The sequence below is a fragment of the Ochrobactrum sp. PL_is483 genome (assembly GCF_055816855.1).
The window spans coordinates 1-23,374 of the sequence record NZ_JBVPGS010000026.1; the positions used below are offsets into that span (position 1 = coordinate 1).

Below are 23,374 nucleotides of genomic sequence, written 5' to 3' on the forward strand. Positions count from 1 at the left end.
TCCTGACAAAGACGCCAAAGGCAGCCAGCGCATGAGCGGCTGCAGCCGTTTGCAACGCCTCGCCAGTACAGTCACAAAACGCGACCCCCTCCCAAAAACAAAACCCGCCGAAAAATATCGACGGGTTTGTCAGCGGCCTGAGCCGCCGTTTTACCGGCGGCTTTTGGTTGGCGCTGATTCCATCAACCGTACAATTTCGCGGTAATTTCGGCAACGCGTTTCCCCTGGAACCGGGCACCGTCGAGTTCCTGTTCCGACGGCTGGCGCGAACCGTCGCCATCGGCAGTAGTTGTCATCCCGTAGGGCGCGCCGCCACGCACCACATCGTTGCCCATCTGCCCCTGATAGGCATAGGAAAGCGGAACGATGATCATGCCGTGATGCTGCATCTGCCATTGTGTGGAAATCAGTGCCAGTTCTGCGCCACCGTGTTGCGTCGCTGTTGATACCATCACCGATCCAACCTTGTTGATAAGGGCCCCCTTAGCCCAAAGCCCGCCAGTCTGGTCGAGAAAATTCTTCATCTGGGCCGCCATCATCCCATAGCGAGTTGCGGTGCCAATGATGATTGCATCGTAATCCGCCAGTTCAGCTGGCGTGGCGATGGGGGCATCCTGATCCACCTTATAGTGCGACGCCTTAGCGACATCAGGCGGAACCAGTTCGGGCACACGCTTGAGAGTAACGTCCGCGCCGCCTTCCCGCGCCCCTTCTGCCGCAGCCTTGGCCATTTTCTCCATATGGCCGTAGGCCGAATAATATAGCACCAGCACCTTAACCATGTGACGTCTCCATATCCCGTTTTGTGAGGCCCAACCTCGACAGTCTCAATTAGGGGAGCATCTCTTTTTGGGAAGGCGCAACTTCTCCCAAACGAATGAAATGCCGAAATAAAGCAGTTGCAGCCTTGTCTTGCTGGCGCTTAACTGATGCCAGAAATGGAGTCTGAATATGGCCGACAATCCGCAGCAAACCGTCAAGGCAGCCATGCTCGCAATTGGCGACGAGCTTCTCTCAGGACGCACCAAGGACAAGAATATCGGGCATCTTGCTGATGTCCTGACTGCAGCAGGCATTGATCTTAAGGAAGTGCGGATTGTTCCGGACGACGAGATCGCCATCGTAACCGCACTCAACGCGCTGCGGCCGCACTATGATTACGTCTTCACGTCTGGCGGAATAGGCCCGACCCATGATGACATCACCGCCGACGCGGTGTCTGCCGCCTTCGGCGTGCCGTGCATCTACGACGAAAAAGCCATGAAGTTGCTTGGCGACAATTATGCGAAACGCGGGCTGGAGTTCACGGACTCACGCAAGCGTATGGCACGTATGCCGCAAGGCTCGGAGCATATAGCGAACCCTATCTCCGCCGCTCCCGGTTTTCATATCGGCAATGTGTATGTGATGGCCGGCGTGCCATCCGTTTTTCAGGCGATGCTCGACAATGTGCTGCCTACATTGAAGACCGGACGCAAGCTTCTATCGAGATCGGTCCATTGTCCTTTTGGCGAAGGTGTCATCGGCACCCCCTTGACCGAAATCCAGAAGGAAAACCCGGAAACCATCATCGGTTCCTATCCGAAATTCGAGAACGGGCGTTTCAGCACTGAGCTGGTTGTCCGCGGGAGCGATCCGGAAAAAATAGATATGGCGATCCAGGCCATCGAGAAAATGATCGCATCGCTGGAGACTGAGGGGGCAGCTTAATCCTCTGCAACCTTTTGCCCGCGCAACTCGTTGCATTCTATGCTAAAATAAAAACACACAGCCGGAAGGAGTTCGGTCATGTCCTACAAGACGGTGGTTGCCTATTCTCGCAGTGAATCCGAGTTGAAGCGGGTCATGTCTGCCGTTGGACTTTTGCAGCAGAAAGTGCCCGATATTCACGTCATCGGGCTTTACTCCATTCCTTCACCCATCGTTTACGCCGACCCGAACGGCTTCATCGATCCCGGAATGTTCGAGCTGCATGACAAGCAGCACAAAGAACTTTCCGAAAGGCTGAAACGCATTTTTGAAGAGGAAATGCGCCGTCAGGGCATCAATTGCGAATACCGTATTACCCGTTCTGAAACCGGCACGGCTGCTGATGGCGTACTCACCGCGTGTCTGGGAGCGGAATTGCTGGTCGCCGGTCAGCCTGATCCCGACGATCCAGCCACGAATGACGAAACAGCAGATACGATTGTTTTCAATTCCAGCTGCCCGGTTATTCTTGTTCCCTATGCGCCGGTTCTGCCGATGGTTTCGCTCGATCACATCGTGGTCGCCTTTAACGGCAAGCGTGAAGCAGCCCGCGCGGCATTTGATGCCCTCCCTTTAATGAAGCATGCGGACAGAACGGAAATCGTCTGGGTAGATCCGCCGGAAATCGAAGGCGAGAATCAGGCTTTGGCGAGCGACGATATTGCGGAGTCGATTTCGCGACATGGCATTAACATAACGCCGGCCGCAATCGCATCCAACGGACGCTATGCGCAGGATGCATTGCGGGAACATATCATTTCCGCACGCGCTGACCTTCTTGTCATGGGAGCCTACAGCCACTCCCGGCTGCGCGAATTGGTTTTTGGCGGCGTGACGCGATCCATGCTGAACGAATTACCCATTCTCACGCTTTTCTCGCGTTAAAAGCCACGACACAAGCCAGTTTGATCCGGCAACCAGCCGACAACTGGCGTCAGATGACACGACACGCTTGCAAGAACACCATTTTTGCGGTTATCAGCATCACCCGGCGCTGACTGTGCCGGGTGGAGAGCCTTTTCCTCTCCCGCCGCCCACCGGAATGGGTGCGGATGAAGAAGAGCTGCAGATCCTGACAGTTACAGCGCTTGGCAACCCGTCATAGCGCATTTTTGGTTTTTAAAGGTCCGGAGCACAAACTCCGGATCGTTCCACGGAGCGTTTCGATGTCCTTGCCAGATAAAGCCTTTCCCGTTTCCTGGGATCAGTTCCACCGCGATGCCCGCGCCCTCGCCTGGCGGATTGCCGGCATGAATCGCGATTGGCACGCCATTGTCGCGATCACACGCGGCGGTCTCGTTCCGGCGGCCATCGTTTGCCGCGAACTCGGCATTCGCCTCATCGAAACCGTTTGCATCGCCTCTTACCATGACTACACGTCGCAGGGCGACATGCAGATTCTCAAGGGCGTGAGCGAAACGCTTCTGGAAAATGGCGGCGAAGGCGTCATCGTCGTGGACGATCTGACCGACACCGGCAAGACCGCAGCCATTGTGCGCGAAATGATGCCAAAGGCTCATTTTGCAACGGTCTACGCCAAGCCGAAAGGCCGCCCCCTGATCGATACTTTTGTAACGGAAGTATCGCAGGACACGTGGATTTACTTCCCGTGGGACATGGGCTTCACATATCAGGAACCGATTGCAGGCGGAAAGCGGGGCTAGAACCCAAGCGAACCGATGCTTTAAACCTTTTCGAAGCCGCTTACGTTGGAACCGGCGGCCTTCATGCGTGTCGTATCGGAACGCTGCGAAACGAAAATAAACGAATGCGATTGCGGCGATATTTCCGCCGCAATCGCACCTTATAGAAAGTGCCTTCAAGTAACGCAGATAGAGGGCACAGTGCCTTTCCAGGGTCGCCGACCCACCGCGCAATTTCAGTAATGCCTTTAAAATAAAAGATTTTTTGAAAAATTTTCAAAGGTCCGTTGCCGAACTAATCAGTTGTTATTTTGACGAATCGGATCATGCTGTAAGAAAAGAGGGGATTTTCGCGGTGAAATCGCAGGTAAAACAACTGATTGCAACCGAAAAGCGTATTCTTACGCCTTCAGGCCGTTTGCAGCAGGTTGCGGCACTTGTTCATCGTCGCGACATGGGAGCTCTCAAGGTTCTCGTCATAACGAGCCGCGGTACAGGCCGCTGGATCATACCCAAGGGCTGGCCGCAAGTTGGCCGGACGCTCGCTGAGACAGCGCTCCGTGAAGCTTATGAAGAAGCTGGTATTCGCGGCGAAGTCTCTCCAGAGCCAATCGGCAGTTTCTGCTACTGCAAGACGGACCTTCCGCCAGAACGGATAAATCAGTTCACGGCAGCTGTATTTGCTGTGCAGTTCACCAGCCAGGAAAAAGACTGGCCCGAACGGGATCAGCGCATCTGCGAGTGGGTTTCTCCGCAGGAAGCAGCAAAGCGCGTCGAAGAGACTGAATTGAAGCAGATATTGAATCAGTTTGGTGATTCGGGCATCGCTGCCGCCGCCGAATAAGCAGTTCCGACATGGCCTCGCTGGCGACATATTTCACATATGGGCGCTTTCGCAGGGAATTCCTCACCGAACACGGCAAGCCGCCGGACTTGTTGCAGATAGCGCTGATAGCAAGCGGCTCTTCTTCTTGAATCATATAGCCGGCTTGGTTCGCAAAAGCGTCGCTTCTCCCCGTTATCCACATTTGCCCCAACCGGTTACGCACAATATCTAGATGCCGGAGCGTTATCGCAAACCATTGCTTGACGCTCACAGCCGAGTCGTTTTTTATGATGCTATCGTTGCGTAAGTGGCGTGATCGGGCGTTGTAATCTGCCGGTCTTTTTTTCGGTCAAGTTGAGTATCGAACGGGCGTTGCGCTTTGAAAGCGCGGTTTTCGCTCGGTGCTTTTTTGCGCCTAAATTCTGGGTGCATTCTTCTCTGAGGAAGCTGATGCAGCATCGAGCAAAAACCGCATTAACACTAGATTTAGTATTTGCGCTCATGCTGGTTACAAGATAAGGTATTTCTCGTTCTGCTGATTTGTGATCGTGATAGTGCCAGCAAGGTTGCGAGCAAGCTTCCTGAGGCCCTTTTTCACGAGTTCCGATGAGGCGGAAGCGGATTTATGGGAGTTTTCTCCCCAACAAGGCGCTCCTCCCCGTAGAGGAGCTGTTTTGACAGAGACGCGATACAGACAGGCCGTGGCTGAAAACCGTCACTAGAGCTACTATATATAGAACGTTTGGATGGGACAGATGAAGATCGAACGCCGTTTCACGAAAGAGAATCAGTCGGCCTATGCGGACATCGCGTTCCGGACTGCGACCAGCGAGATCAAGAATCCCGATGGGTCCGTTGTGTTCCGCCTTGAAAACATCAATGTACCTGCGCAGTTCAGCCAAGTAGCCGCTGATATTCTCGCACAGAAGTATTTCCGCAAGGCTGGCGTCCCCGCGCAGCTGAAAAAAGTCGAAGAGAACGACGTTCCCTCATGGCTCTGGCGCTCCGTCGCCGACGAGGACGCGCTCTCCAAGCTGCCAGAAGGCGAACGCTATGGCTCCGAAATGGACGCCTGCCAGGTGTTCGACCGTCTCGCTGGCACCTGGACCTACTGGGGCTGGAAGGGCGGCTATTTCGATGCGGAGGAAGACGCCCTCGCCTTCCGTGACGAGCTTGCCTATATGCTTGCAACGCAGCGCGTGGCACCGAACAGCCCACAATGGTTCAACACCGGCCTGCATTGGGCCTACGGCATCGATGGTCCCGGCCAGGGCCATTTCTATGTCGACTGGCAGACCGGCAAGCTGACCAAGTCCAAGTCCGCTTACGAACATCCGCAGCCGCATGCCTGCTTCATCCAGTCGGTTGGCGACGATCTCGTCAATGAAGGCGGCATCATGGACCTGTGGGTGCGTGAAGCGCGACTGTTCAAATACGGTTCAGGCACAGGCTCCAACTTCTCCTATCTGCGCGGCGAAGGCGAAAAGCTTTCTGGCGGCGGCAAGTCTTCCGGCCTTATGAGCTTCCTCAAGATCGGCGACCGCGCTGCGGGCGCGATCAAGTCCGGTGGCACGACGCGCCGCGCCGCCAAGATGGTGGTCGTAGACATCGACCATCCGGATATCGAGGAATATATCGACTGGAAGGTGAAGGAAGAGCAGAAGGTCGCTTCGCTCGTCACCGGTTCCAAGATCGTCAAGCAGCATCTGACCGCGATCATGAAAGCTTGCGTCAACTGCGAAGCCGGCTCTGAAGCCACTCGGGACGATTGCTTCGACCCGGCGAAGAACCCTGCCCTGAAGCGCGAGATCAAGGCCGCGAAGAAGAACCAGGTTCCTGAAAACTACGTGAAGCGCGTGATCCAGTTTGCGCGTCAGGGCTATACTGACATTCAGTTCAAGACCTACGACACGGATTGGGATTCGGAAGCCTATCTCACGGTTTCGGGCCAGAATTCGAATAACTCCGTTTCGCTCAAGGATGAATTCCTGCGCGCCGTCGAAAACGATGGCGACTGGAACCTGACGGCGCGTCGCGACGGTCGCGTCATGAAGACGCTGAAGGCGCGCGACCTGTGGGAAAAGATCGGCTATGCCGCATGGGCTTCCGCCGATCCGGGCCTGCATTACAACACAACCATGAACGACTGGCATACCTGCCCGACGGCTGGTCCGATCCGCGCCTCCAATCCGTGCTCGGAATATATGTTCCTTGACGATACGGCCTGCAATCTGGCGTCGATCAACCTGCTCACCTATCGCAACAAGGACGGTTCGTTCGACATTGCGGCTTACGAGCACACGGCGCGCCTGTGGACCATCGTTCTCGAAATCTCGGTGATGATGGCGCAGTTCCCGTCGAAGGAAATCGCCCGCCTCTCTTATGAATACCGCACGCTCGGCCTCGGCTACGCCAATATCGGCGGCCTGTTGATGACTTCCGGCATTCCTTATGACTCCGACGAAGGTCGCGCTATTTGCGGCGCGCTGACGGCGATCATGACCGGCGTGGCCTATGCCACCTCCGCCGAAATGGCGAAGGAACTCGGAACCTTCCCGAGCTATGAGCCGAACGCCCAGCACATGCTGCGCGTTATCCGCAACCATCGCCGCGCCGCACATGGTGAAACGCAGGGTTATGAAGGCCTTGCCGTCAACCCGGTCGCGCTGATTGCCGAAGATTGCCCGGATCAGGATATGATCCTCCATGCCCGCGCGGCCTGGGACAAGGCGCTGGAACTCGGCGAAAAACATGGCTACCGCAATGCACAGGCAACAGTTATCGCGCCAACCGGCACGATCGGCCTCGTCATGGATTGCGACACAACCGGCATCGAACCGGACTTCGCTCTGGTGAAATTCAAGAAGCTTGCTGGCGGCGGCTATTTCAAGATCATCAATCGCGCCGTGCCGGAAGCGCTGCGCACGCTCGGATACTCGGAAAGCCAGATCGCCGAAATCGAAGCTTATGCTGTCGGTCATGGCAATATCAATCAGGCACCGAGCGTCAATCCGTCGTCGTTGAAGTCCAAGGGCTTCACCGATGAAAAAATCGAAGCCCTGAATGCCGCGCTCAAGAGCGCCTTCGACATCAAGTTCGCTTTCAACAAGTGGACACTGGGCGAAGATTTCTGCAAGGACGTGCTGAAATTCACGGATGAGCAGCTCAACGATTTCTCCTTCGAAATGCTGCCTGCCCTGGGCTTCACCCGCAAGGAAATCGAAGCCGCCAATATCCATGTTTGCGGCGCGATGACGCTGGAAGGCGCACCGTTCCTGAAGGAAGAGCATTACGCCGTATTCGATTGCGCCAACCCATGCGGCAAGATCGGCAAGCGTTACCTGTCGGTGGATAGCCATATCCGTATGATGGCTGCCGCCCAGCCTTTCATTTCCGGCGCGATCTCCAAGACGATCAACATGCCCAACGATGCGACCGTCGAGGACTGCAAGGACGCATATATGCTGTCCTGGAAGCTGGCACTTAAGGCTAACGCGCTTTATCGTGACGGTTCGAAGCTGTCCCAGCCGCTCAATGCTTCTCTGATTGCAGATGATGAGGACGAAGACGACGCCATCGAGGCGCTGATTGAAGCACCGGCAGCCGCTCGTGCTGTCCAGGTTACCGAGCGCATCGTTGAGAAGGTTGTCGAGAAGATCGTCCATGAACGTGAGAAGCTTCCGAACCGCCGTCAGGGTTATACCCAGAAGGCAGTCGTCGGCGGACACAAGGTCTATCTGCGCACGGGCGAATTTGGTGACGGGCGCCTCGGCGAAATCTTCATCGACATGCACAAGGAAGGTGCCGCCTTCCGCGCAATGATGAACAACTTCGCCATTGCCGTATCGCTCGGCCTGCAATATGGTGTGCCGCTGGAAGAATATGTGGAGGCTTTCACCTTCACGAAATTCGAACCGGCTGGCATGGTTATCGGCAACGATGCCATCAAGACCGCGACGTCGATCATCGATTATGTCTTCCGCGAACTGGCTGTGTCCTATCTCGGTCGCAATGACCTCGCCCATGTCGATACCAGCGATTTCGGCAATACGGCGCTCGGCAAGGGCATCAAGGAAGGCAAGACCAATCTGGTTTCCACCGGGTGGACGCGCGGTTACAAGCCTACTCTGGTGACGAACTCGTCTAACGAAGCCAAAGGATCGACGAGCTCCGCGCCGCAGGCTTCCAACGTCACCACGTTGAAATCATCCGCTCCGGCGGGCAATCGCCCGGCAACAATCGGCTTGGTCACGGATGGCGCAACGGCCTTCAAGCGTGAGTTTGAGGAACAGCCTGCACCGGCGCAACAGCAGGAGAGCGCATCGGCTACCGAACTGTTCTCGGACAAGGCTGCCGCGGATGCCGCTTCGGCCCGTGCCGAAACCGCCAGCGCCGCCAAGAAGCTGGAAGCCGACCGCCGCATCAAGTCAATGATGCAGGGCTATACGGGCGACAGCTGCACCGAGTGCCAGAACTTCACCATGGTGCGTAACGGCACTTGCCTGAAGTGCGACACCTGCGGCGCAACGAGCGGCTGCAGCTAAAGCTCAATCGCCGGTAAAACCAGCAATGCTGAAAGCCCGCCTCGCGCGGGCTTTTGGCTTGTCAAATGGTAGTAGAGGAAAGATCTTCCCCCATAAGCAGAACTGGAACAGCCACTGGATTGGAATGAATTTTGGAACGAAGTGACTATTTCAGCGTTCGGATAATGTAACCGGAACGTATCAAGGAGATAGTTATGTTCAAAACTACACTTCTGACAACGACCTGTGCATTGCTGATTGGGGGATCGGCTCTCGCCCAAACAACGGCTCCTTCGCCTGCTCCGGCGGAAGCCCCTGCAGCCACGCAAGACATGCCGGTTTCATCCAAGGACATGTTCGGCAAGCCGATGACCGGAGAAACCGGCAAGGTTGGCTTTGTGGAACCCAAGGAAGGCCAACTTCTTGTCTCCTCATTCATCGGGCAAAGCGTCTATGAAAGCGATGCACCCGACGCCCAATCGGTCGGCAAGCTGAATGACCTGATCGCCAGCCCTGATGGGCAGATCGAAGCAGCTGTCATCGGTGTAGGCGGTTTCCTTGGCGTCGGTGAAAAAGATGTGGCGGTCAGCCCTGACCAACTTCAACTCGCCACGCGCAGTGACGGAAAAACATGGTTGGTCATCAAGGCCAACAAGCAGCAATTGAATGACGCACCGGCCTTTGACCGTTCGAAGTTCTTTGCCGATGGCGTAGCCGACCCGTCTGCTGCAACCGAGACGAACGCTCCGGCCACGGAGGCGCCTGCAAATGGCACAACGCCCGCACCAGCATCACCACCGCCTGCACAGTAAGAAGCCGACAAATTCCGCCATAACAGGCTAAAACCCAAATCCCCGGCGCTCCAGCCGGGGTTTTCGCGTGAGCAAAACGCATCCCTATGGTTGAATTCAGCACGCAACCACGCTACGCAACAATAAAAGTCCGTATCAAACCATTTAACGGGAAAGAATATTGTCGGATTTCCTGATCGCTTATCCTTGGGCGGAAACGCTCGCTGCTCTCGGCGGATTATTCCTTTCAGCATTTATTGCAAATTTTCTCATCAAAGCCATCCTGTTGAAACTTCTGGATCGTATTGTCCAGAAAACATCTTTCGGACAGGACGAAGAGCTTAAAAAGCATGGTGTCATCAGCCGGCTTGCCAATATTGTGCCCGCTTTGATCATTTCATCCGGGATCATGGCTGTGCCGGGGCTGCCGGAAGGTGTCATCACCGTCATTCGAAATGTCGCGATAGCCTTCATCATATTGACGCTGGCACTCGCGATTAATTCGGTGTTCGGGCTTGTCGATACGCTCTATCACCGTCGCCCGGAGGCGCGATTCCGCCCCATGAAGGGCTATATTCAGGTCGCCAAGCTAGCGGTCTATATAGTCGCGACGGTACTTATCATTGCGACATTGCTGGACAAATCGCCAGTTATCCTTCTTTCAGGCGTTGGCGCCATGGCGGCAGTCCTGATCCTCGTTTTCCAGGATACGTTGCTTTCGCTCGTCGCCAGTATGCAGATCGCTTCGTCCAACATGGTTCGTGTCGGCGACTGGATCGAAATGAAAAACCTCGACGCCAATGGCGACGTTACGGAGATCGCGCTCTATACCGTCAAGGTGCAGAATTTCGACAAGACGATCACCACCATTCCGATCCGCAAGCTCATCACCGAACCGATGAAGAATTATCGCGGCATGCAGGAATCCGGCGGGCGACGGATCAAACGCGCGCTTTACATCGATCAGAATACGATCCGCTTTCTGTCGGATGAGGAACAGACAAAACTCGCTTCGGTCGACTGGCTCGCCGATTACCTGCCGAAGAAAGCAAGGGAAATCGCCGAATGGAACGAAAGGCTTGGCGATCGCGCCAGGAATCCTGTCAATCGACGGCAGGTGACCAACATCGGCACGTTCCGCGCCTATGTGGAAAACTACCTGCGCAATCATCCCGGCGTGCACAAGGCAATGACCCTACTCGTGCGTCAGATGGACCCGACTCCGGACGGATTGCCGCTCGAAATTTACTGTTTCACGAACACAACTGTCTGGGCGTCCTTCGAGCAGATCCAGTCAGATATTTTCGATCACCTCTATGCGGTGATGCCGGAATTTGGCCTTAGCGCGTTCCAGAATCCGAGCGGCAATGATTTCCGCAAACTGACGATCAACGCCCCTGTTGGACAGCCTCAATAATCTTGGCGTTCAGCTTTTGGACGTTGTAGCCTGACCGTGATGGCGTCAGGCCGAGACGAACCACCGCAAGATGCATCGAAGGAACGACCATGACACTTTGCCCGTCATGCCCGGACATCCAGAATGCATCTTCCGGAATACCGTTCTCACCCGCTTTCACACCGCCGAGCTGCAACCAGACCTGCGCCGAACCATAACGCCCTTCCGACTCTGGCGTGGGCTTTCGCATGAACGAAACATAACCGGTCGGCAGAACCTGCCTTCCGTAGAGCTTTCCGTCATCCGCGAGAAACGCGCCAAAGCGAGCCCAATCACGCGCCGTCGCGTACATATAGGAAGAACCGGCAAAAATACCGGTTTGATCCGCCTCCAGAATGGTACTGCGCATCCCTAGCGGGCCGAAAAGCGCCAGCCGCGGATAAATGAGAGCTTCTTCACGGCTGTCGAAACTATCCATGAAGAGCTTTGACAAGATATTGGCGGTTCCGCTTGAATAGTTGAACTTCGTGCCAGGCGTTGCCTCCAGCGGCAAGGATGCAGCAAAGCCGGCCATATCCGGTTCCAGATAGAGCATGCGCGTGACATCTGCCACGGTGCCATAGTCTTCATCGAAGCGCAGGCCGCTGGCCATCGCCATCAGATTGGCAAGCGAGATTTTTGCCCGATCATCGCTTTTCCATTCCGGCAGCAGGCCGGTGCTTTCCATCGCCATACGTCCTTCGGCAATGCGCATGCCGATCAGTGTCGCCATGACGGATTTGGTCATTGACCAGCCGAGCAAAGGCGTATCGGCGCTAAAACCCGCACCATAATTCTCGGCGATCAGTTTGCCATCGCGGATAACAGCTATCGCCCGCATGCCGGGGCCAGCCAGAGCCTGATCCTCGATCACGGTCTGCACTGCCGGATCGGCCTGAACTTGGAGAGGTTCCGCGGGCACTTGCGGCCCGGTTGGAAGTTCTGGCCGCAAGTCATCCTGCTGAATATTCGCGCATCCAAGTGCCTGCCGATAGGTAGCGGTGCTCGGTGCGAAAAAGCCGAAAATCCGCACCGTCACGCTGTTGCTATTCTTGTCGACGGAAACATTCAAAAATCGCAGCAGCGGATGCCCCGGCGCCTGGACATCGTCTGCCATTACGGTCTCGGCATCCCGGCCAGCAATGAAAACATTCGAACAGATGATCTTGGCGGCGTAACCGGTGCCAACGCGCAGCAATTCAGGCGGTCGAATCGAAAGCCAGAGCATTGCAACCAACACGATGGCAAGCAGAAGACCACCGACAAACTTCAAGATGCGCTTCATGCCGCCCCTCGCACATAATCGTTGCATCAGATCATACCAAGCCAAGATAGCTTGCCAACTCCCGGGCAGCAGCGCCTCCGGCCCGGTTTGCCCCGATGGTCGAAGCTGACGGACCATAGCCAACCAGATGAACCCGGGGATCGGCAGCCACCTGTGTCGCCAGACGTCCGGTCATGAGAATCCCGCCTTCAAGATTGCGCAACTGCAACGGCGCCAGATGATCCAGCGAACTGCGAAATCCAGTGCACCACAAAATCACGTCGAAGGATTGTTCGGTTCCATCTTCCCAACGAACGCCCGTTTCGGTGATTTCGCTGAACATCGGCAGTCGGTCCAGCACGCCGCGAGCGCGGGCCGCTTCGATTGCGGGCGTCAATGGCAGACCTGTTACCGAAACAACTGATCCCGGCGGCAGACCTCGACGCACACGCTCTTCAACCAAGGCGACGGCGGCACGACCGAGCTCCGGGGTAAATGGTCCCTCCCGGAAAGCGGGCTCTTTGCGTGTAACCCACACGGTTTCAGTCACGCGCGATATCTCATCCAGAAGTTGCACAGCAGAAATACCCGCGCCAACAACCAGAACACGTTTGCCCTTGAAGACGTCCGCCGACTGATAATCGCGCGTGTGAAGCTGTTGTCCCTTGAACAGCTCTGCACCCGGATAAGATGGGATGTAAGGGGATTCCCAGGTGCCTGTTGCGTTGATGATCCCCCGTGCGGAATAGTTGCCCTGATCCGTTTCCACGCGAAGCCGTTCGCCGCGATCGCAAACGACCTTGACATTGACGGGCCGGTGCACGGGAAGATCGAACGCTTCCTCATATGCGCGATAATATTGCGGGACGGCGACCGATGCCCGCACCTCGCCATTGGTCGGTTCGACAACGTCCTCCAACTTCATGCCGGGAAGATCGTGAATGGCATTCGCTGTTCTGAGCGTCAGCGACGGCCAGCGGAACTGCCATGCTCCGCCTGGTCCTGGAGCCTTATCGAGAACCACGAATTGCCGCTCGCCGTCCAGTCCGAGCTTGTTCAGATGATAGGCCGAAGAAAGCCCGGCCTGCCCTGCTCCAATAACCACGATGTCGACCTTGCGGGCGACTTTGACATGGAGCTCACCAGCTTGTTGATCGTCGGACTGCGTGTCTGACATAGCGCGCGTTTTCCCTTCCCGGACGACATGCATTCAATGCCATTAGCCTGCGGCCGGTCAAGATCGCGTTGACTTAACTTGGGCTACGCGTATTTCCGGCCTTGATCCATGCATCAATTCCATCGGCTGCAGCGCGCCCCATCGCGAAACAGGCTGTCAGCAGATAACCGCCCGTCGGAGCTTCCCAATCAATCATTTCGCCGGCGACGAAGATGCCGGGCAGCTTTGGAAGCATGTAATTTTCGTCGATTTCGTGCCAGCGAATACCACCTGCCGATGAAATCGCCTCACTAAGCGGGCGCGGACGAAGAAGCGGTACCGAAAGCGCTTTGATCGCACGGGCCAGCTCTTTCGGATTCTTGTTACGCGTGAATTCCGTCACGAGGGCGGCTTTCACACCTGTCAGGCCAGCGCTCTTGCGCAAGAGATTGCCAAAGCTGAGCTTCGCATCCTGCCGGGCAATATCGTTTTCCAACCGCTCCAGACTTCGCCCCGGAACAAGATCGAGCGTCAAAGACACTCTCCCGTTTTCTTCCAAGCTGTCGCGCAGTGCTGCGGAATGCGCATAAACGAGACTTCCTTCGATTCCACCGCGCGTAATGACGAACTCGCCCTGTATCGTACCTGCATCGGATGTAGCGGTAACGGACTTCACCGGTTCCCCGGCAAAGCGTTCAGCAAAAAAATCGCTCCAGGCAACATCAAAACCGCAATTGGCAGGACGGAAAGGCGCGATGTCTATTGATTTGCGTCGAAACTCGTCGATCCAGTGTCCATCCGAGCCGAGCTTCGGCCAGCTTCCACCGCCAAAAGCAAAAAGCGCGGCGTCACATGCAATCGCCTCAACGCCATCCGGGGTCTCGATCAGAAGGTCGTTGCCCTTGAAACCAACCCAGCGATGCCGTTTGAGTATCCGAACGCCCTGTTCTTCAAGACGTTTTCCCCAGCCCCGCAGAAGCGGCGACGCCTTCATTGCTTTGGGAAAAACGCGACCGGATGAACCCACAAAAGTATCGGCACCCAAACTATCCGCCCAGGCTCGCAATTCCGTCGGACCGAAAGCAGTCAATGCTGGAAGAAGCCGATCACTACTGGCGCCGAAGCGCTTTGCGAAAGCCGCAAAACACTCCGAATGCGTAATATTAAGACCAGATTTGCCCGCAAGCAGGAACTTGCGGCCAATCGTGGGCATCTGCTCGTACACTGTCACACGATATCCCTGCACCGACAGTCTTTCGCCAGCCATCAGGCCAGACGGGCCGCCGCCGAGAATAGCAATATTGCCCTCAGGCATTATGATCGAAGCCCCATCGAAGCATTAATCCTGCTTCTCCAGCATTTCCTTAACCGTAGTGGCCAACTGCTTGAGCGAAAACGGCTTCGGCAGGAATCCGAATTTTGCATCGGCTGGAAGATTGCGTGCAAAAGCGTCCTCCGCATAGCCCGACACGAAAATGAACTTGATGTCCGGATGCGTCTTGCGCAACTCGCGCAGAAGCGTCGGGCCATCCATTTCGGGCATGACCACATCCGACACAACAATATCGACCTCGCCGCCAAGTTCAGCCATCACCTCAAGCGCTTCGACGCCGGAAGCCGCTTCGTGGACCGTGTAACCCCGCGACTGGAGCGCACGTACCCCGCCCATGCGGACTGCATCCTCGTCTTCCACAAGAAGGACTGTTGCGGAACCGGAAAGATCGGTTGCTTTCTCGACCTTCTTTTCCTTCACGACGACAGGCGCATCGTCGGCGCGCTTTTCCTCGATGAGGCGCGGCAGGAATATCTTGAAGGTCGTGCCTTTTCCGACTTCGGAATCACAATAGATGAAGCCGCCGGTCTGCTTGATGATACCATAGACCATCGACAGACCGAGGCCTGTGCCCTTGCCTACTTCCTTCGTCGTGAAGAACGGCTCAAAAATCTTTTCAAGCACGTCTGCGGGTATGCCCGTTCCGGTGTCTTCGACTTCAAACACAACATAATCCGCTTCCGGCAGATCGCGATATTGAAGCTTTGCAGCTTCCTGCATCGGCACGTTGCGGGTACGAAGCGTGATTTCACCGCCCTCCGGCATGGCATCGCGCGCGTTGACCGCCAGATTGACGGCAACCTGTTCGAACTGTCCAAGATCGGCCTTGACCGGCCACAGATCGCGTCCGTGATCGATCTTCAGCTCGATATCCTTGCCCACCAGACGCGCGAGAAGCATGCGCAGATCGGCCAGAACGTCAGTCAGGTCGAGGACTTCCGGACGCAACGTCTGACGGCGCGAGAACGCCAGCAACTGGCGCACAAGAGAGGCGGCGCGGTTGGCGTTCTGCTTAATGTTCATGATGTCCGGGAAAGACGGATCGGACGCACGATGATTGGTCAGCAGCAGGTCCGACGACATGATGATCGCAGTCAGGACATTGTTGAAGTCATGCGCAATACCGCCTGCTAGCTGGCCGACGGCCTGCATTTTCTGGCTTTGCGCCATCTGGTTTTCGAGAGCTTTCTGCTCGGTCGTCTCGACGGCGGAGATAATCGCTGCCTCTTCGGCGCGCTCGCCGCCTAGGTCGGTAACGGGGCTCATATAAAAGCGGATGTGCCGCTCTTCATTGCCCGGCAACACCGTATCGACGGGGGAAATGCTGGCTTGCCCTGCAAAGGCGGCAGCCAGCGCCCTATTGAAAGTTTCGCGGTCGCGTTCATGCACAACGATTTCAAGTTTCGCATTGCCGTCAATCGCATCGCGATCGACAACGGGCGCGAAAATATCGAGGAAGCGTGCATTGGTGCGCAAAATATGCCCGCCCGCATCAACTGCCGCGATGGCCATCGGAGCCGAATTGAAGAACCGCGTGAAGCGCACTTCGGCGGAGCGCAGCGCCATTGACGAATCTTCCCCCTCCGCACGATCCAGAACGATGGTGCGGCTCGTCCCGCGTGTTCCATCGCGTGCGGCCTGAACACGGTGATAGAAGCGAACGGCGAGGCTCTGTCCGTTGCGCTTGATGAGGTCGAGATCGATGACCGTGTTGCGGCTTGTACCCGGTTCGGCTTTCACCGCCTTGATGAGCGCCATTCCACTGCCCGCCACTATATCGTTGAGCGTCAACGATCCCGGCGTGAACTGGGTCAGATCAACGCCAAGCCATTCGGCAAGCGTCGCATTGAGGTAGATGATCCGGCCCGAAGGATCAGCGGAGAAAAAGCCGGCCGGCGCGTGGTCCAGATGATTGATCGCTTCCTGAAGTTCCTGAAAGAAACGCTCCTGCTCCGCACGCTCGTCGGAAATATCCGCGATCTGCCAGGCGACGAGCGGACTTTTAAACTCCTGCCCCGCCTCGATGGGGCGCGCCTTGATGCGATACCAGACCGGTGCCAGCGAACCATGCCCTTCTCGGGAAAGACCGCCGGAAAGACGCACTTCTTCCTGTGCCGACAGGCCATCGCGAACTGCATTGGTCAGGCGATAAATGGCGTCCGATGCTGCCGGTTCCGCCGTCAGCACATTATCGAGCGAGCGAACGCCTTCCGCATTCGCAACGCCGGTCATCACGGCATATGCCTGATTGGCGTAAACGATCTGCCCCCGCGCATCGGAAATGACCGTTCCTTCCGGCTGCGAATCCATGAAGGAATGAGCCAGATCCTGCTCGCCGTTCTTCTGGCTGAACTGGATCAGGCCTGTTGCCGCGCCGAAGAGATAAAAGACGCCGACCATGGACAGAATGCCCATAAGGACAAGAGCAAATCCATCTCCAACTTGATCGCGAAACAGAAAATAGGCGATTGCTGCGACAGTCAGGAGAACGCCGACGATCAGCAGTCGAAGGGCTCCGCTGCGGTTGCGCTTTGGCATTACAAGGGGTTTCGGATAGGCGTTGTCCGTCTGTCGCGACATCAAGCCAGTTGCCCTTTCATGTTGCGTGGCTGGGTAACAAATGGCTGCTGCAAGCCATTTGTTTTTTCGATCAGCCAGGACGTCATTTCAATCATCCGCATATCCGATTTTCTCGAATGCACTTTTCTGCGCGCTTCAGCTGCCGCGTGGCGCGGCTCAGCCAATATGTCTGGGTATATCCGATTCGCAGAATGCTTTAATCGGCGAGCAGCACAAGCATTGGTGCACCGAAACAGCGCAAATTGGACTTTTTTGCACTGTTTTGCCTGGGGATCATATATTTCCCGCAATTCGAACAAACATTCCCAAGCCAGAAAAATTCAACTACTGTACCAGCCACATGATGACGCGGAGTGTAGGGGAAACGCAGTCTCCGCTCATCGCAAGTTTTTCGTTTATTGTATAAGAGGGTATCCGCATGAAGGAATGGCTCACCGGCATCGTTGGAGAGAGCACGGCTAATATTGTTGGCTTCGTCCTGATATTTGCGATCATTCTTGGCGGAATTTTCGTTGTTCTCAGTATCATTCGTCGTTTCAGCCGGGGAACTTTCGTCGCTAACGGGCGCACGCGCCAGCCGCGTCTTTCGGTGATGGACGCCGCAGCAGTCGACAGCAAGCGCAAGCTTGTTCTGATCCGTCGTGATGATGTGGAACACCTGTTGCTTATTGGCGGCCCCACCGATGTGGTGGTCGAGCAAAACATCATCATGGAATCGCGCGCCCATGCCCGCATCCAGACCTCACGTATAGAACCCGAACACATCGAGCGCTTCAAGCAGCATGAGGCGACCCTGACGAACGAAAAGGCGGAGCGCCCTGCTCTTTCGCTGCACACACCACAGGCTGAAGGGAATGATGAAGCAATCCAGCTGACTTCGGCAATCGAAACGCCGGTTTATCGCAAGCCTGAAGCACAGCCGGAGGCGCCCGTGCAGCAAGCCGCCTCGCCTGTTCGTGTTACTCCGCAGGCCCCAACCACACCTGTCCCGCCGCGGCCAGCTGCAGAGCCGAAATCCAGCCAACCGGTCCAGCAGCGTCCACAACCGCGCCCGGCACCGAACTATCCGCCGCAGCCACGGACGGTATTACCGCCCCGCCCCGCACAATCCCAACCGCAATCAACCCGCGCCCATCCTGCTTATCCGTTGAGCCAAGTTTCCCGCGGCGTTCTGAGCTCAACCTCATCGGGCACGGCCACCGCCGCAGCCAGCGTTGCGACGACGGCTTCGGTCGCTTCTGCAAATCTCGGCAGCATCGTTCCAGAACGCGAAACGACTGTTGCCGACAAATCCACAACGCTTGACGTAACGGGCCCGACAGTCTCCTCGACTGCCACGCCAGCCTTCACTCCCTCCGCCGAACCCCAGCGGATCGAGCCGGAAATTGCGGGGGCAGCCCCCGCTTCATTGGAACCAGAGGCTGCCTCGACAGAAACGGCAGACGACGATCTGCTCGATCTCGGCGACGCATTGCATGACGCAATCACGGCAGACATCCGATCGCAGAGCACTACCAACGAGACCACCAAGGAAGAGGCTTCGTTCGATACTGAATTCTTCGAAAATGAGCTTCTCAGTTCGCTTGATATTTCCGCAGCGGATGACGCCGCTGAAGAGAAAACCGGGAATGATATCGAGGATGAAATGGAAAAGCTTCTCGGTGAATTGACCAAGGATGAAATTCGCAGAAACTGATGTTTCCGTTAAAGCTTATCTCGATACTAAGAAAATAGGCTGCGGAAACCGCAGCCTAAAATTTTTCAAACCGTCTCGAAACTGAAGCATGTCCCTCAAAATGGGAACCGGTTTCCAACTATTCTGTTTTAACCGGAAACGCCCCAGCCGCATCTACCCAAAAATCAGATCCGATTTTTGAAAGGTAAGACGCGAGGATACAGCCTTAAGGCTCTAATCGTCGCGATAGACTTTCTCACGACGCTCATGACGCTCCTGCGCTTCGATGGAAAGCGTAGCGATCGGACGCGCATCAAGCCGCTTCAAGCTGATAGGTTCTCCCGTTTCCTCGCAGAAGCCGTATGTTCCTTCATCGATGCGGCTCAAGGCTGCGTCAATTTTGGATATCAATTTGCGCTGTCTGTCGCGAGCTCGTAGCTCAATTGCCCGATCCGTTTCGGAGGATGCCCTGTCCGCCAGGTCGGGATGGTTAGCATTTTCCTGCTGTAGCGCCTCAAGCGTTTCACGCGCTTCTCGCAGAATATCATTCTTCCACGCGATCAGTTTCGCGCGAAAGTAAGACTTCTGCCGCTCATTCATGAACGGCTCGTCTTCAGTGGGCCTATAGTCAAGGTCGATCAATTCACTCATTCTGAATCACCCCACATCTAGGAGACGCGAGCGGTTATATAGTTCCATAGCAACAAGGACACAACATCAAACAAGCGTATCTCACTACTTTTTAGTGCATCAGTTTTGTATGATTTTGCATGAAAATTAAGCAATTCAAAATTCTCCGGAAAAATTCATTGGTTAGACTTTGGAAATGACTTCAAACAATTACAGGCAAATCGCATATAAATTCCAGACGAAACGAACATCAACCTTAGGACGCATGGCCCGCCCAACAATTAGGCAGACCGAGGCTGTGAATATTGCTGACAGACATCAAAAAATCGCGAGAATGAACGCCAACAGCGCCCATTTTCGCTCAAAATGCGGCAGGAAAATTCGCAATCACACAAATTGGAACGTTACAGATGAGTCGTTTGCTTCTCCTAAGGCATGCCAGAGCCATGTGGGCAAAACCTGGAATGAAGGATTTCGACCGCCCACTGGATGAGGAAGGAAAAACATCACTCGACCGGCTTGCAAGGACTATGAAGTCTGTCAGCCTCTACCCTGATATGGTTGTTCTTTCCGGTTCGCGTCGGACCAGAGAAACTGCTTACGGCATCATGGAACGACTGAAGATCGAGGCGGAACCCATCATTGATGACGCGATCTATAGCGGCGGGGCGGCCGACTATATGCAATCAATACGCAGATATGGCGACGTGCCCACCCTCCTGCTCGTCGGGCACAATCCCAGCATTGAAGATCTCTCGCTCGCCCTGTGTAGCGATGGCAACAAGGACGGTCTTCTGAAACTTCGCGCAGGTTTTCCAACAGCAGCACTGGCGAACATCACATTCCCCGCGTCGTTGGGCGAGCTTGAGCGCGGCACAGGCTATCTCGCAAGCTTCATCCTGCCCCAATAGATTTTCCGTAAGTGCAGTGACCTTCCTTGCCAAGACGACTGGCTCGCCCCTATCTATAGCTCTGACAGAGCACCGAATTCGGCGAGGGATAATTGGCTAAGCTGACGAGTATTGGCGACGAAGCAAAGATCGCACTGGATACGCTGGCAGATCGTGCGACCGGACTTCTATCTCCGTCATTGCGGCTTGGCGTCACTGGATTGTCTCGCGCGGGAAAGACGGTTTTCATCACAGCCCTCGTCCATAATATGCTGCACGGCGGCAGGCTCCCGATGTTCGAAGCCTATAAATCAGGCCGCATTTCGCGTGCACTGCTCGAACCGCAGCCGGACGATGCGGTCCCTCGCTTTCAATATGAAGAGCATCTGTCGGCATTGATCGATGAGCGCATCTGGCCAGACTCCACTCGCGCAATTTCGCAATTGCGTCTGACTATCGAATATGAATCCGCCTCCGCCTGGGGACGATGGTTGTCGCCCGGCAAACTCTCTGTCGATATTGTCGACTATCCCGGCGAGTGGCTGCTCGACCTGCCCCTGCTTGGCAAATCCTATGCCGAATTCAGTGCGGACTCCTTTGCTCTGGCTCACGAGCCGACGCACAAGGATTTGGCTCAGGAATGGATCGCTGAAGCTTCCCTCGTCAAAGCGTCTGAAAAAGCAGATGAACTGACTGCACAGCGCCTTGCCAGAAGCTTCACAGCTTACTTGCGTGCAGGCAAAGCTGATGAGCGTGCACTATCCACCCTGCCGCCCGGGCGTTTCCTGATGCCGGGTGACCTTGAGGGCTCACCTGCCCTGACATTTGCTCCACTTCCCGACCTGAAACCTGACGATCTGAAGCCGGGTTCCTTGGGCGCCATGATGGAACGGCGCTACGAAGCCTATAAAACCTATGTCATCAAGCCGTTTTTTCGCGAACATATTGCGCGGCTCGACCGGCAAATCGTGCTTATCGATGCCATGCAGGCGATGAATGCGGGCGGCGCGGTCGTTGCCGATCTGGAACGCGCCCTTACCGATATTCTGTCCTGCTTCCGGCCCGGCCGTTCGAACCTGCTGACTGGCCTGATCCAGCGCCGTATCGGGCGCATTCTTGTCGCCGCAACCAAAGCCGACCACTTGCATCATGAAAGTCACGACCGTCTGCAAGCTATCGTGCGACGACTGGTGGAACGAGCCATCGAACGTGCCGATTTTTCCGGCGCGGATATTGATGTTCTGGCCATGGCGGCAGTACGCGCCACCCGCGAGGCAACGGTGACGCAGGGCAAGGAGACCCTACCTGTCATCGTCGGCACGCCGCTGAAAGGCGAAAAGATCGACGGCCAGCTATTCGATGGTGAAAGTGAAACCGCCATATTTCCCGGTGACTTGCCAAAAAATCCCAATGCAATCTTCGAGCAGTCCTTTGCTGAAAACGAGCCGACTATTCGCTTCGTGCGTTTTCGTCCGCCCCGGCTTGAGCGTACGGCCGAAGGCATAACGCTTTCCCTTCCGCATATAAGGCTGGATCGCGCCTTGCAGTTTCTGATTGGGGACCGTCTCGCATGACTGATAAGACGCCGCGCAAACCAGTATCCTTTGCGGTAAACCAGCCTTCGGCCCGCCCTGAAGCAGTGGAAGAAACACCTCGCCGTCCTCGTGCAGTGCGCGACCTTGACGCGGTAGTGTCACAACCGGATGTCTTTGCATTGAGTGATGAGGAAGCCGCGGAACTGGAAATTCTCGATCCGTCATTAGAAGTGCCTGAACGCAAGGGCTGGTCGCTCGGCACAATACTTTTCGGGGCACTCGGCATCCTTGTTTCATTCGCTGTCGGCATCTGGACCGAAGACCTTATCCGGGCGCTGTTTTCCCGCGCGGACTGGCTCGGCTGGACGGCCTTGGGTGTCGCTATGATCGCGCTCGCCGCCTTTATTGCTATCGTCGTTCGCGAATTATTTGCGCTCCGTCGTCTCGCTTCCGTGCAGCATCTTCGTAAAAATGCGGCAGATGCGGCGGAACGTGACGATATGGCAGCAGCCAGAAAAGCCGTGGATGCGCTGCGCTCGATTGCGGCGGGCTTGCCGGAAACTGCGCGCGGACGACAGCTTCTGGATGGCCTGACCGACGATATTATTGATGGGCGGAACTTGATCCAGCTCGCCGAAACGGAAATTCTCCGCCCCCTCGACCGCGAGGCGCGCGCGCTTATTCTGAATGCCTCAAAACGTGTTTCAATCGTCACCGCAATCAGCCCGCGTGCATTGGTCGACATTGGCTATGTCATTTTCGAATCGGCGCGACTGATCCGCCGGCTCTCGCAACTCTATGGCGGGCGCCCCGGCACGCTTGGCTTCGTGAAACTAGCCCGCCGGGTCATCGCTCATCTGGCCGTGACGGGAACGCTGGCCATGGGCGACAGCGTTATACAACAGCTTGTCGGTCATGGCCTCGCCTCCCGGCTTTCTGCCAAGCTGGGCGAAGGCGTCGTCAACGGTCTCATGACCGCCCGTATCGGAATAGCGGCGATGGATGTCGTGCGCCCATTTCCGTTCAATGCGGAAAAACGCCCTGGCATCGGCGACTTTATCGGTGATCTTGCAAGATTAAGCGGCGAACGGACCGATAAAAAGCATTCTGGAAAATAGCGCCATCTTTCCGAAGCATTAACCATTCGCGACGATTATGGACAGATAGAAATCTGCGCCAGAATCGAGCGATCCGGTGTATCGGCACACTCTCCTAATCGTGCCCTTCCCCATCGACCGGCTTATGGCAGCGTCGGAATTTCCGACAGTTTGCGAGGCACGACCGGCTTTTGGTCGTGACATGCTGAAAAACAACGATTAGGAATGACGTCCGATTGAGGTCGTG

The 23,374-nt window shown here is 55.9% G+C and carries 19 protein-coding genes; 12 read left to right on the plus strand and 7 right to left on the minus strand.

All coding sequences use genetic code 11. From position 1 onward, the window contains the following. A partial coding sequence (locus tag AC0TNJ_RS04100; RefSeq protein WP_473770334.1) for a hypothetical protein occupies positions 1-205 on the plus strand: 205 nt, incomplete at its 5' end. Here the strand turns inward: AC0TNJ_RS04100 and wrbA are convergent. Next, positions 183-782, minus strand: coding sequence for an NAD(P)H:quinone oxidoreductase type IV (wrbA, locus tag AC0TNJ_RS04105; RefSeq protein ID WP_473770335.1), 600 nt, complete (start codon positions 780-782; stop codon positions 183-185). The genes AC0TNJ_RS04100 and wrbA overlap by 23 nt on opposite strands. Before the next feature lie 169 nt (positions 783-951). On the opposite strand from wrbA, the gene AC0TNJ_RS04110 reads away from it, so the two are divergent. The 7 genes from AC0TNJ_RS04110 to AC0TNJ_RS04140 all read left to right on the plus strand — a co-directional run bounded on the left by AC0TNJ_RS04110 (position 952) and on the right by AC0TNJ_RS04140 (position 10,949). Beyond that, positions 952-1,710, plus strand: a complete 759-nt coding sequence (locus AC0TNJ_RS04110) for a competence/damage-inducible protein A (protein WP_473770336.1) — start codon at positions 952-954, stop codon at positions 1,708-1,710. A gap of 78 nt (positions 1,711-1,788) precedes the next feature. After that, complete coding sequence (locus AC0TNJ_RS04115) at positions 1,789-2,634, plus strand: universal stress protein (protein ID WP_473770337.1); 846 nt, start codon at positions 1,789-1,791, stop codon at positions 2,632-2,634. A gap of 281 nt (positions 2,635-2,915) precedes the next feature. Then, positions 2,916-3,413, plus strand: a complete 498-nt coding sequence (gene gpt / locus AC0TNJ_RS04120; RefSeq protein ID WP_006470476.1) for a xanthine phosphoribosyltransferase — start codon at positions 2,916-2,918, stop codon at positions 3,411-3,413. A gap of 334 nt (positions 3,414-3,747) precedes the next feature. Continuing rightward, entirely contained in the window at positions 3,748-4,236 is a 489-nt protein-coding gene (locus tag AC0TNJ_RS04125) for an NUDIX hydrolase (RefSeq protein ID WP_473769138.1), read from the plus strand. A gap of 737 nt (positions 4,237-4,973) precedes the next feature. Then, positions 4,974-8,762: a vitamin B12-dependent ribonucleotide reductase gene (locus AC0TNJ_RS04130; RefSeq protein ID WP_473770338.1), complete on the plus strand. Its 3,789-nt coding sequence runs from the start codon at positions 4,974-4,976 to the stop codon at positions 8,760-8,762. Positions 8,763-8,956: 194 nt separating this feature from the next. Continuing rightward, entirely contained in the window at positions 8,957-9,553 is a 597-nt protein-coding gene (locus tag AC0TNJ_RS04135) for a PRC-barrel domain-containing protein (protein ID WP_473770339.1), read from the plus strand. A 160-nt stretch (positions 9,554-9,713) separates the two neighbouring features. After that, positions 9,714-10,949 (plus strand): mechanosensitive ion channel family protein, encoded by a 1,236-nt coding sequence (locus AC0TNJ_RS04140; protein ID WP_473770340.1) that lies wholly within the window; start codon positions 9,714-9,716, stop codon positions 10,947-10,949. Here AC0TNJ_RS04140 and AC0TNJ_RS04145 read toward each other — a convergent pair. The 5 genes from AC0TNJ_RS04145 to AC0TNJ_RS04165 all read right to left on the minus strand — a co-directional run bounded on the left by AC0TNJ_RS04145 (position 10,921) and on the right by AC0TNJ_RS04165 (position 17,464). After that, entirely contained in the window at positions 10,921-12,252 is a 1,332-nt protein-coding gene (locus tag AC0TNJ_RS04145; RefSeq protein WP_473770341.1) for a serine hydrolase domain-containing protein, read from the minus strand. The two genes, AC0TNJ_RS04140 and AC0TNJ_RS04145, sit on opposite strands and share 29 nt — an antisense overlap. A 31-nt stretch (positions 12,253-12,283) precedes the next feature. Further along, a complete protein-coding gene (locus AC0TNJ_RS04150; RefSeq protein ID WP_473770342.1) occupies positions 12,284-13,408 on the minus strand; it encodes an NAD(P)-binding domain-containing protein in 1,125 nt (374 codons plus the stop codon). A gap of 73 nt (positions 13,409-13,481) precedes the next feature. Continuing rightward, entirely contained in the window at positions 13,482-14,702 is a 1,221-nt protein-coding gene (locus tag AC0TNJ_RS04155; RefSeq protein ID WP_473770343.1) for a TIGR03862 family flavoprotein, read from the minus strand. A 24-nt stretch (positions 14,703-14,726) separates the two neighbouring features. Further along, on the minus strand, positions 14,727-17,300 hold the full coding sequence (gene cckA / locus AC0TNJ_RS04160) for a cell cycle histidine kinase CckA (protein WP_473769065.1): 2,574 nt from the start codon (positions 17,298-17,300) through the stop codon (positions 14,727-14,729). Then, positions 17,300-17,464, minus strand: coding sequence for a hypothetical protein (locus tag AC0TNJ_RS04165; RefSeq protein ID WP_473770344.1), 165 nt, complete (start codon positions 17,462-17,464; stop codon positions 17,300-17,302). Before AC0TNJ_RS04165 ends, cckA begins: the two co-directional genes overlap by 1 nt. Positions 17,465-17,718: 254 nt before the next feature. Here AC0TNJ_RS04165 and AC0TNJ_RS04170 point away from each other — a divergent pair, with 254 nt between their 5' ends. Then, the gene (locus tag AC0TNJ_RS04170) at positions 17,719-18,996 is read left to right on the plus strand and encodes a flagellar biosynthetic protein FliO (RefSeq protein WP_473769063.1); all 1,278 of its coding nucleotides are present in this window, start codon (positions 17,719-17,721) and stop codon (positions 18,994-18,996) included. A gap of 213 nt (positions 18,997-19,209) precedes the next feature. Here the strand turns inward: AC0TNJ_RS04170 and dksA are convergent, their stop codons facing one another. Continuing rightward, positions 19,210-19,626 (minus strand): RNA polymerase-binding protein DksA, encoded by a 417-nt coding sequence (dksA, locus tag AC0TNJ_RS04175; RefSeq protein WP_006466858.1) that lies wholly within the window; start codon positions 19,624-19,626, stop codon positions 19,210-19,212. A 389-nt stretch (positions 19,627-20,015) separates the two neighbouring features. On the opposite strand from dksA, the gene AC0TNJ_RS04180 reads away from it, so the two are divergent. From AC0TNJ_RS04180 to AC0TNJ_RS04190, 3 genes are all read left to right on the plus strand, one after another. Continuing rightward, complete coding sequence (locus AC0TNJ_RS04180) at positions 20,016-20,516, plus strand: SixA phosphatase family protein (RefSeq protein ID WP_473770345.1); 501 nt, start codon at positions 20,016-20,018, stop codon at positions 20,514-20,516. 92 nt (positions 20,517-20,608) lie between these two features. Beyond that, complete coding sequence (locus AC0TNJ_RS04185) at positions 20,609-22,069, plus strand: YcjX family protein (RefSeq protein WP_122001708.1); 1,461 nt, start codon at positions 20,609-20,611, stop codon at positions 22,067-22,069. Then, positions 22,066-23,148, plus strand: a complete 1,083-nt coding sequence (locus tag AC0TNJ_RS04190) for a YcjF family protein (protein WP_122001707.1) — start codon at positions 22,066-22,068, stop codon at positions 23,146-23,148. The genes AC0TNJ_RS04185 and AC0TNJ_RS04190 overlap by 4 nt, the downstream gene beginning before the upstream one ends. The last annotated feature ends 226 nt before the right edge of the window (positions 23,149-23,374 follow it).